Source organism: Protofrankia sp. Cr1 (assembly GCF_963555865.1).
GTDB lineage: Bacteria > Actinomycetota > Actinomycetes > Frankiales > Frankiaceae > Protofrankia.
Genome location: NZ_CAUVXO010000015.1, coordinates 22,248 through 23,050, shown reverse-complemented (window position 1 = coordinate 23,050; position 803 = coordinate 22,248). Strand labels below are relative to the sequence as shown.

The following is an 803-nucleotide window of genomic DNA, read 5'->3' as shown; positions in this document are numbered from 1 at the left end:
TTCTTGGACTGGCGCGACACGATCAGTCGCAGCAGCCGGGTCGGGGGCGGTCCGCCACCGTTGAGGTCACCGTGGGGCTCGTCGTCGGGATCCGGGACCAGTCGGAGTCGGGGCCGGCGTACTTTCTCGATCATTTGTTCCACCTGGTGCATAGCCAACATGCCGATCATGAGTACCAGTGGGAATCCCAGCACAATTGCTACGGATCCGGCCATCGCGTCCTCCGAGCCTCGCCCGAAAACACGGAAAGTCCCGTTGTGATCTTTCTGTGTCATCCGCAGTCCTGTTACCCGCGGTCGCGCGAAATTCACATCCAGGCGACGGTTTCGTGCGTCCGGGGTGAGTGCCGTCGCGTCCCTAGTGCCGGGCGCCCTTGGCCTCCTGTCACCATGTCTGGTATGTCGAGGCCTGCCGCCACACAACCGGCGGGCTCTGGCGGTGCCCAGCCAGGTGGCCCGGCAGGTGTTCCGTCCGCAGGCCCACCGCTGCGCGGTCCCTACCGCGGTCCGTGGCCCGTCCAGCGCGCCATCCCGACCGAGGCCCACCTGCGGGCGCGGATGCGGATGCTGGCCGAGCAGATCGAGATCTCGCAGGCCGAGATCGTCCTGTATCGGGCGGCCTATGAGCGGGCCAGCGAAGAGGAGACCGCGGACCGTCCATGGCTGCGCGGTTCCCTTGAACGCCTCGCCGTCCCCCGCCTGGCCCGGGCGCTGGCCCGTGAGCTCGACGCCATGGAGCGTTTCCGGTTGTGGGCGGAGGAGCTCTACTACCTCCAGGAAGAGGCCCGCGCCAACGGTCTGCTC

General features: G+C 67.5%; 2 protein-coding genes. One reads left to right on the top strand and one right to left on the bottom strand.

The genetic code is table 11. From position 1 onward, the window contains the following. The coding region (locus tag U9980_RS03090) for a hypothetical protein (RefSeq protein WP_322766592.1) at positions 1-275 on the bottom strand (275 nt) is incomplete at its 3' end. Positions 276-398: 123 nt separating this feature from the next. Between U9980_RS03090 and U9980_RS03085 the strand changes: the two genes are divergently transcribed. Further along, on the top strand, positions 399-803 hold a 405-nt coding region (locus tag U9980_RS03085), incomplete at its 3' end, for a hypothetical protein (RefSeq protein ID WP_322766591.1).